The sequence below is a fragment of the Neisseria weixii genome (assembly GCF_042658245.1).
GTDB classification, from domain to species: Bacteria; Pseudomonadota; Gammaproteobacteria; order Burkholderiales; family Neisseriaceae; genus Neisseria; species Neisseria weixii.
The window spans coordinates 20,102-28,919 of record NZ_JBHSPY010000028.1; the positions used below are offsets into that span (position 1 = coordinate 20,102).

Here is an 8,818-nt window from a genome sequence, read left to right on the forward strand (position 1 = left end):
ATCAGCGGGTAACAGGGATACTGTCGAACGAGCCGACTTTGGGCAGGTCGATGCTGATGGTTTGCGTAGTGGCAGGCGGAGCAGGGTATTTCAGGGTAACGGCGGTCATTTTGCTGATACCGGATATATACAGTTTCTTACCGTCGCTGCTTGTTGGGGATGCGGAAAATTTACCGTTTTCGTCCTGCAGCAGGCCGACTTTCTGTGCCGATGCTTCGTCGATGTATGACAAATCGCCAAAGGTGGCCTCATAACCATCCACATAATCATACTCGCCATTAGGCTTGCGTTTCGGTTCGAACACGAATTCCACCGTCAAAATCGGGCCGACCACTTTGGCTTTGGTCAGGTGTACGGTGGTTCCGTTGTAAGGCTTGCTCTGGATGGCCTGAATCGCAGAACCTTGGGCGGGCTGCGCGGGCGCTTCTTTGCGCATCAAATCTTCGCTCGACACCGCATTGCCCGGCTGCGGGTTGGCAGCAGGTTGGGCGGTGGCCGCTTGGTCAGCGGCGTGTTGGGTTTGCTCCGCCGCAGCTTGCGGCGCGGGTGCTTCTTCTTTTTGGCAGGCACTCAAACCGATGAGGGCGGTGGCAATCAGGGCGAAGGTCATCGAATGTTTCATGGATTTTCCTTTTCGGGTAAAGGTTTATAGATGATTAATTATGTAGACAAATAACTGCTGCGAAAGTTTCATGCCGTCTGAAAACAGCAGTTCAGACTGCTGCCCGGATTCGGATGAGAATATGCCTTTACTTTTTCGGGTAAAACGTTACCAAACTTTCCCCCTGCGGTAAAATCGGTTTCTTCACCGCGTGGCCGTACACCGTTTCCAGCGTGATGTTCAGACGGCCTTCTTCGGCAAAAATCCGGTTGACAAAATCTTTTGCGGCTTGCGGTTTTTCACATTGCAGCGCGTTCCAGATTCCTAAAATTTCCATGTCCTGCCAAAAGGTTGCCGCTTGGCGGTAGCTTAATTCGAGCTTGGCGGTGTCCGTTACGGGGTCGTAGAAGCCGTTGTCGGCGAGCATATCGCCGATGTCGTGCATGTCCATAAAGATTGGCGCGGTGCAGGCAATGCCGGCGGCGTTCAGACGGCCTGTGAGTTCGGCTAAGGTGTCGCGGCCGAAGTGGGTGAAAAACAGCAAACCGTCAATTTTCAATGCGTTTGCCCAGTTTTGGAAGATGGCAGGCAGCGGTTCGGTGGAGTTAGACAGGCTGAGATTGGCCCACAGCATATCGGCGGCGGCTTCGGGTAAGGTTTGGCTAAGCGGCTGGCAATATTGCTCAATCTGTTTGCCGGTAAGTTTTTGCCAGAAACCGCTTCTGCGATCGGCTGCGGCCGTCTGAAGAAAATCGGGGCGCGGATCGTATTCGCTGAAGGCGGCTTTGGGATAACGTGCGGCCAGCAGGCTGCGGCTGATGTCAGCATCGGCGCCGACAAGCAGGATGTGTTGCGGGATGTGGCGCACCAGTGCCAAGCGTTCGTCGGTTTGTTGGGCCAGGTGGCGGTGGATTTCCCAGCGTGGGTCTTGATTCATTTCAGACGGCCTCAATAAAACGTTGATACACATCGGCAAACTCATCGGCATGGCTGAGAAACGGCGCGTGGGCGGCTTTTTCAATGAGATGCAGGCGGCTATCGGGCAGATGGCGGTGCAGGTATTCGCCCATGCGCGGCGGGGTGATGGCGTCTTTTCGGCCGTAAACGAGCAACACAGGCTGCTGAATGTGCGCTAAAAACGGCCGGGCATCGGCGCGGTTGACCGCATCCAAGGCGGCTTGCAGCGCTTGCGGTGCGCCGCGGCGGATTAAATCAGGCAATACTTTGTGCAAAACGGTGTCGGCATTGTGTGTATGAAGTAATTGTAATTGTAGAAACTGTTTGATATGTTTGGCATAATCCTGCTGAAAAGTACCGGCCATTTTGGCCAAAGCAGGATGGCTCAAACCTTCGGGATAATCGGCTTCGGCGGTGAATTTGGCGAAACCGGCAGTCAGACACAGCGATTTCACTTTGTCGGGGTGGCGTGCGGCCAGATAAAGTGCGGCCAAGCCGCCGAGTGACCAGCCGAGAATGTGTGCCGGTGTGTCGATTTGTGCGGCGTAATGGTCGGCAATGGCGGCAATGTCGAAATCGTCGCTAAAAGGCGCATCGCCGTGACCGGGCAGGTTCAGCGCGTGCACTTCCCAATCGTGCGGCAAACGCGGTATGAAATCGTCGAAAACGTGGCGGTTGGCCGCCCAGCCGTGAATCAGATAAACTTTTTTCGCAGAGTGTGGCATGGATGTTCTTTCTTTTTGGTGCAGAATGAAACAACGCTCGGGGTGGTGCACCCATCGCTGCGTATTATGCCACGATTCCGCTTCAGACGGCCTGTGTGACGGCTGCTTGGCTGATTTGGCGGAACACTTCACCGATGCGGCCAATAGCTGCCCTTTGTGTTTCCGGCAGGTTGCCGGTGGGGCGGTGTGCGGCCAATGCCAGAAAAAGCCGCCGGAATTTGAGCGGATGTGGGCTTCGGTGTATTATGAAGCGCCGGTCAGCGGCATGGTGCATCAGTTCAAGCATTTGGGCGACATGAGCATGCGGCGGCCGTTGGCGGATTTAATGCACCGCCATGCGCCCGATTGGCTGGATACCGCCGAGATTGATTGCGTGCTGCCCATGCCGTTGAGTAAGGTAAGACGGCTTTATCGCGGTTTTAACCAAAGCGAAGAATTGGCCGAAAGGTTTGGCGCGCGACTACGGCTGGCAAGTGTTGCCGCGCCAATTCATCGAACGTGCCCACAAACCGCCGCAAAGCACGCTCAAAAGCGACGAGCGACGGCGCAATGTACGCAACATCTTCAAGCTAAACAAGACTTTGCCTGAAAACTGTAAGATATTGTTAATCGATGATGTGATGACCACCGGTGCAACATTAAACGAATTGGCGCAAACGCTGAAAGCATCGGGCGCAAGCGCGGTTTATTGCTGGTGTCTGGCGCGTTCGCAATTGAAAAGATAGCTAAAGACTTTGACACCGCCACCATGCTGTGGCATCTTATCCGACTGCTAAGTGACTGATTTATATGTTTACTATTGTTTTGTATCAACCTGAAATCCCGCCGAATACGGGCAATATCATCCGATTGTGCGCCAATACCGGCGCGGACTTACACTTAGTCAAACCGCTCGGGTTCCCGCTCGATTCCACCAAAATGAAGCGCGCGGGTTTGGATTATCATGAGTTTGCAAAACTGACGGTACACGAGAATTTCGAAGCCTGCTTGAAAGCACTCGAAGGCCGCCGTATTTTCGCGTTGACGACCAAAGGCAAAACCCGCCCCGACAAAGCTGAATTCCGGCCGGGCGATGTGTTTTTGTTCGGCTCTGAAACACGCGGTTTGCCGGCAGAAATCCTCGATACCCTGCCAGCCGGGCAAAAGCTTCGCTTGCCTATGCTGCCGGATAGCCGCAGCATGAATTTATCTAACACTGTGGCCGTGATGCTGTTTGAAGCATGGCGGCAAAACGATTATCAGGGCGGAATGTAATCGACAGGCCGTCTGAACAATCGTGATTTTATAAGTGTCGATGTTTCGTATTGAAACATCGGCGCTTTGCCTGATTAACTCAAGAATGGATTTTGTTTTGACTTTAAACCGCCATACTTTATTCGCCACGCTGACGGCAGCTGCCATCGGCGTTTTCTCCATCGGTAACGCCTCGGCGCAAACCGCCAAAGGCGCCCTGTTGGCCAAGCAGGCCAACGAAATCATGGTGACCCAGCAAGACAGCATTGTGCGCGCTGAGAAACTGTATCCTTCTGCCAACCGCAGCTACAAGGTAGCAGGCAAACGTTACCAACCGATGACTAAAGTATCGTCGTTCAGCCAAAGCGGCAACGCTTCATGGTATGGCGGCAAATTCCACGGCCGCAAAACCGCCAGCGGCGAGCGTTACGACATGCACGCCATGACTGCTGCCCACCGCACCCTGCCGATTCCGAGCTACGCCAAAGTGACCAACACCCGCAACGGTAAAAGCGTGATCGTGCGCGTGAATGACCGTGGCCCGTTCCATGGTAACCGCGTAATGGATTTATCGAAAGCCGCCGCGCAAAAACTCGGTTTTATCAACCAAGGCTCGGCCCATGTGAAAATCGAGCAAATCGTGCCGGGCATGAAATCGCAACAAGCCGCCGCACCTAAAGCCGTTACCCCGAACACCGCGCCGGCAGCCTTGTCGCCGGCACAAGAAATCTATGTGGATTTGAAAGCCTTCGGTACCGAGCGTGATGCACAAGCCTACATCAACCGCACCACCGAGCAACTGGCTTCTTCTTTGACCGGCCCGAAAATGTCGGTTGAAAAACGCAGCCACGAATATGTAGTGCGCATGGGGCCGTTTACTGCACAAGAGCGCGCGGATGAAGCCGAAACCCGTATCCGCAGCCTGGCATACAGCAGCGCCGATTCAGTAATTTAATCGTTCAGACGGCCTGTCTTGATGATAAGGCCGTCTGATTCGCTAAACTTGGTATAATTAGGCCGTCTGAAACATCATGTTTTCAGACGGCCTTTTCCACTTAACCCAGAGCTTTTTATGATCAGCAGACTCACCGGCAAACTCATCGACAAACAGCCGCCGCAAATCGTTATTGATGTCAACGGCGTCGGTTATGAAGTCGATGTATCGATGCAAACCTTTTACAACCTGCCAGCATTGAATGAAACCGTGCAGCTTTATACCCAATTGGTGGTGCGCGAAGATGCGCATTTGCTGTTTGGCTTTGCCACGGCGGCAGAGCGGGCGACTTTCCGCCAATTGGTAAAGGTGAGCGGCATCGGTGCCAAAACCGCCTTAGGCATTCTGTCTGCCATCAACGCCGACGAACTGGCGCAGGCGGTGGCTGAAGAAGACGTGAAACGACTGTCTTCCGCGCCCGGCATAGGCAAGAAAACCGCTGAGCGCATGGTGCTGGAATTGCGCGGCAAGCTGGTGCCGGAACATATTTCAGACGGCCTATTTGCCCCAACCCCGGGCGCAGACGAAACCGATATCGTCAGCACTTTATTAGCCTTGGGCTACAACGAGCGCGAAGCCAAAGCGGCGGTGAAAGGCATTCCGAAAGGCACCGACGTCGGTGAAGGCGTGCGCTTGGCTTTGAAGAATTTACTGAAGTAAACCAAAAATAAAAACTGAATAAAATCAAATAAATATATTTAAACAACAGGCCGTCTGAAACTTTTCAGACGGCCTGTTGTCTTTATGTTTTCTAAATAAGAATTATTAATATTAACAAGGAGGTAATGGATAATGAGTGAAACCTGCTGCCCGTATTGCGATTACGTATGCGGCGATGAAACCCATAAAGCCGCAGCCGCTATAAACGGTGTCGGATATGAAGTTATTTCCAGTGAACCGGCTTGGATTCCGGCGGCGGAATGGGGCAAAATGTTGAATTAAGTCCCATTGTCGTTACAGGAGCAAGGCCGTCAGGCGGCGTAAACCATGCCCTTGCCGACGATAGCCTGCCCATTGTTATCGATAATGCCCCCTATACGGACATGGTCGGATCCGCCTATTTCGACCCCGCCGCAAGCGGAAATGCCGACTTTTCACAAAATGCCGGTGTACACCACCAACTGAAAACGTGCCCCAACCGCACCCCGAAGAAACCGCCAAATCTCTGGCCGGGGATATTGCTTCCCAAATCAATACCGCCACCGGCCTTTTGGCCAAACCTTTGGAAGAGCGGGCGCAAATCCTGCAGAGAACCGCCGAACTCAAAAGCGAATTGGCCGCCACCTACGCCAACGGGATGATTACGTTCCAAAACGGCGAAATGCCCGCCGATGCCGCCGATTTTTACGCCCGCAATCCCGGTGCTTTGGCCGAAACCGTCGAAACCGTCGAAACCATGCGTCAGGAAGCAAAAGAAATGCACAAAATAGGTGGGGAAAACGCCGGCAAAGCCTATCTTATGGGCGTGGCGGGCAAATTGGCCGGCGGCGCGGGCAACGGATTGGATATCTTGGAACTCGGCGGCCGTCTGAACAAAGCTTACCATGAAGATACCCAGTCCAACTGGGACAGCGTATACGGGCAGTTTGCGAAAATCATGGTCGGGGCGGCAGGTGGAGCGGCTGCGTTGGGAACGGCAAGAGCATTAGGAGTTATGCTAACTTTAGCAGGAACTCCATTAGCTGGAGGTCTTGTAGCTTTGGGTGTTGGTATTGGGTTAACAATAGCCATTAGTAATGTAGCGGATTTTATCGAATCCGAAATATCCAAAGGTAATTCCATACTGTCTGCCCCGGTAGATGATGTGACGGATTTGGTACTGGTCGGTGATATGCACCTGCCTATTGATGCGCGCCTCCGTGCCGACAATGTGACTATTTTCGGCAACCAGTGGTTTGACAATATCGAGATAGAGGCCGATAAAGTGGAAATCGTCGGCGGTATTTCCAGCGAGGGCAATTTTATCTTACAGGCTGAAGAAACATCGGTTACGCCGTCTGAAAACGTCGCACAAACGTTTTTAGAAAAAGCACAAGCCGAAGCCGTAGCGGCAGCGCAAAACGGTACGGATTCCACCGTACAAACCGAACAGGTTGAAGACGTACCTGCTGAAGTCGCCGAAGCGACTTTGGCTGAACTGCCGATTGCCGAAAATAAAACGGTAATCGGATACGACAGCCCCGAAAATATCTTGCCCGATGGTTCGCGGATAGACGACGAGATGTTCCTGTATTACGAAAATCAAGAAAGTTTGTTGTCCCAGCCCGTAACGGAAAACCCTATCCCTGCCGACGAGACCGTTGTCTATCCCGATATGGTAACGCCCGATATCGGTATGCCTGATATTTACGATGATTACATTATGTATTAAATGAAAAGGCCGTCTGAAATTTTCAGACGGCCTGATATGGGATAAAAATATGTCAAATATCAATAGACCTAATAAAAAATTTGATGCCTTTATGATTTGGGTAGTCCTATTGTTTCCAATTGCAGTTTTTATATTTAGCCCTGTTTATGCCGAGACTGCAGGACAAAAGGAATTCGCAGAATTTTTGGATAATTATTTATTCGGGCATGGTTATTACAAGCCTGATGCTTATCCGTTTGCCTCTAAGATAACCAATAGTTTTTCTTTAATTTTTGCAATTTTCGCTGCTTTTATTGCTGCGGTAATTCAAGGTTGGAAAAAATATGATTTTCTGGAAAAAAATACCATATTTGCAGGATTTATTCTTGTCGTATTGTTGATATTTTTTATTTGGACAAGTGTTGTGCATATGGAATTTTCAACATCTCAAGGCAGAAGTTTTGGAACTAAAGCTTCTTTTTACAATAATTATTTTTTTTATATGACTGCCATGCTGTCAAAAACGGTAGTTATTTATTTTGCAATTAGATTTATTTTAGCATTTCTAGTTACTTTTCTTATTGAGTGGCAAGAGTACCGTGCAAAGAAAAAATAGTTTGGTAAGGCCGTCTGAAACTTTTCAGCCGGCCTATAGGAGTGAGTTTTTATGCCTGAGAAAAAAATTGAAGAATGGTTCTTTTGGACAGTATTGTTTTTTCCGATTGTAGTATTTTTATTGACACCTTCACATGCAGTAAGCCCTGTCGAAAATCAGCTGGCTGTTTTCGTGGACGAATACTTGTTCGGCCAAGGTTATTACAAACCTATGGCTTATCCGTTTGCGGCGAAACTGACCAACAGTTTTTCTTTCTTTTTTGCCGTTACAGCAGCCTTTATCGCAGCATTTTCACAAGGTTGGAAAAAATATGATTTTTCTCAAACCCATCCGGTGCTGTTGATATTGGTTATGCTGTCGCTGACTATTTTCAGTATCTGGTTAACTGTAGAACCTATGGAATTTTCAAAATCAACAGGCAGAAGCTGGGGGACAAGCGAATCTTTCCATAATACTGTTTTTTTATATTTGTTCGCTATGGTCTGTAAAAATACAACGATATACCTTGGGATCAGATTTATTTTGGCTTTTAGTTAAACTTTTTTAATTGAGTGGAAAGAATACCGGGAGCGGAAGAGTAAGTAATAACGGTTTATATGAAAAACCGGCTTAAAAAAGGCTGTCTGAAACTTTCAGACGGCCTGATAAAGTAGGTATTGTTATGTCAAATAAAAAAATTGAAGATTGGGTTTTGGTAGCGGTGTCTCTTTTTCCGGTCGCCGTATTTTTATTGACGCCTGCCCAAGCTGTCAGCCCTGCCGAACATCAGCTGGCTGCTTTCGTAGACGAATACTTGTTCGGCCAAGGGTATTACAAACCCGAAGCCTATCCGTTTGCGGCGAAACTGACCAACAGTTTTTCTTTTATTTTAGCCGTTGCGGCGGCAATAATATTTTCTCTTTCTCAATACCACAAGAAAATTCAGTTTGATTCGGCCAATCATATCATCGGTATGTTTATTTTTCTGGCTCTTATGGCTTTTACAGTCTGGCTTACCGTTGTTCATCAGGATTTCTCAATGACCAAGGGAGTGAGCTTCGGCACCAAAGCATCGTTCCACAATAATCCGGTTTTGTTTCTGTTTATGATGGTTTGCAAGACTTCCGTCATTTATTTTGCGATACGTTATACATTGGCTGTTTTAACGACTTTTTTGCTTGAATGGAAAGAATACCGTGAGCGGAAGGGAAAGCAATAAACGGTTTATATGAAAAATCGGATTAAAAAAGGCCGTCTGAAACTTTTTGAACTGCACCCCAAAAGTCGGACACCCCCGCCAACTTTAAAAGGTGCAGTTTTCTTATGTCCAAATATAACCTACACTTCAAATACCCGGCCGTAC

Annotated in this window: 11 protein-coding genes and 1 pseudogene; 9 read left to right on the forward strand and 3 right to left on the reverse strand. The window is 49.5% G+C overall.

The features are described from left to right. Position 1: 1 nt before the first annotated feature. From ACFPVS_RS11005 to bioH, 3 genes are all read right to left on the reverse strand, one after another. Positions 2–622 (reverse strand): phosphoribosylglycinamide synthetase, encoded by a 621-nt coding sequence (locus ACFPVS_RS11005; protein ID WP_123804714.1) that lies wholly within the window; start codon positions 620–622, stop codon positions 2–4. A 127-nt stretch (positions 623–749) separates the two neighbouring features. Then, on the reverse strand, positions 750–1,538 hold the full coding sequence (locus tag ACFPVS_RS11010; protein WP_123804715.1) for a class I SAM-dependent methyltransferase: 789 nt from the start codon (positions 1,536–1,538) through the stop codon (positions 750–752). Between the two features lies 1 nt (position 1,539). Beyond that, positions 1,540–2,283 carry a pimeloyl-ACP methyl ester esterase BioH gene (bioH, locus tag ACFPVS_RS11015; protein WP_378595766.1) on the reverse strand — a complete coding sequence of 248 codons (744 nt, stop codon included), beginning with the start codon at positions 2,281–2,283 and terminating at the stop codon, positions 1,540–1,542. Between bioH and ACFPVS_RS11020 the strand changes: the two are divergent. The 9 genes and pseudogenes from ACFPVS_RS11020 (at position 2,282) to ACFPVS_RS11060 (ending at position 8,674) form a co-directional block, all read left to right on the forward strand. Further along, positions 2,282–3,008: pseudogene (locus ACFPVS_RS11020) on the forward strand (ComF family protein). The gene bioH and the pseudogene ACFPVS_RS11020 overlap by 2 nt on opposite strands. Before the next feature lie 64 nt (positions 3,009–3,072). Continuing rightward, a complete protein-coding gene (gene trmL / locus ACFPVS_RS11025; protein ID WP_378595767.1) occupies positions 3,073–3,537 on the forward strand; it encodes a tRNA (uridine(34)/cytosine(34)/5-carboxymethylaminomethyluridine(34)-2'-O)-methyltransferase TrmL in 465 nt (154 codons plus the stop codon). A 97-nt stretch (positions 3,538–3,634) separates the two neighbouring features. Continuing rightward, on the forward strand, positions 3,635–4,471 hold the full coding sequence (locus tag ACFPVS_RS11030) for a septal ring lytic transglycosylase RlpA family protein (protein ID WP_378595768.1): 837 nt from the start codon (positions 3,635–3,637) through the stop codon (positions 4,469–4,471). A gap of 117 nt (positions 4,472–4,588) precedes the next feature. Further along, the gene (ruvA, locus tag ACFPVS_RS11035) at positions 4,589–5,170 is read left to right on the forward strand and encodes a Holliday junction branch migration protein RuvA (protein ID WP_123804720.1); all 582 of its coding nucleotides are present in this window, start codon (positions 4,589–4,591) and stop codon (positions 5,168–5,170) included. Between the two features lie 132 nt (positions 5,171–5,302). Continuing rightward, on the forward strand, positions 5,303–5,452 hold the full coding sequence (locus ACFPVS_RS11040) for a hypothetical protein (RefSeq protein WP_378595769.1): 150 nt from the start codon (positions 5,303–5,305) through the stop codon (positions 5,450–5,452). Positions 5,453–5,639: 187 nt separating this feature from the next. Further along, on the forward strand, positions 5,640–6,881 hold the full coding sequence (locus ACFPVS_RS11045) for a hypothetical protein (RefSeq protein WP_378595770.1): 1,242 nt from the start codon (positions 5,640–5,642) through the stop codon (positions 6,879–6,881). Positions 6,882–6,930: 49 nt separating this feature from the next. Continuing rightward, positions 6,931–7,476 carry a hypothetical protein gene (locus tag ACFPVS_RS11050; protein ID WP_378595771.1) on the forward strand — a complete coding sequence of 182 codons (546 nt, stop codon included), beginning with the start codon at positions 6,931–6,933 and terminating at the stop codon, positions 7,474–7,476. Positions 7,477–7,527: 51 nt separating this feature from the next. Beyond that, positions 7,528–8,013: a hypothetical protein gene (locus tag ACFPVS_RS11055; RefSeq protein WP_378595772.1), complete on the forward strand. Its 486-nt coding sequence runs from the start codon at positions 7,528–7,530 to the stop codon at positions 8,011–8,013. Between the two features lie 124 nt (positions 8,014–8,137). Then, the gene (locus tag ACFPVS_RS11060; protein ID WP_378595773.1) at positions 8,138–8,674 is read left to right on the forward strand and encodes a hypothetical protein; all 537 of its coding nucleotides are present in this window, start codon (positions 8,138–8,140) and stop codon (positions 8,672–8,674) included. Positions 8,675–8,818 lie beyond the last annotated feature (144 nt).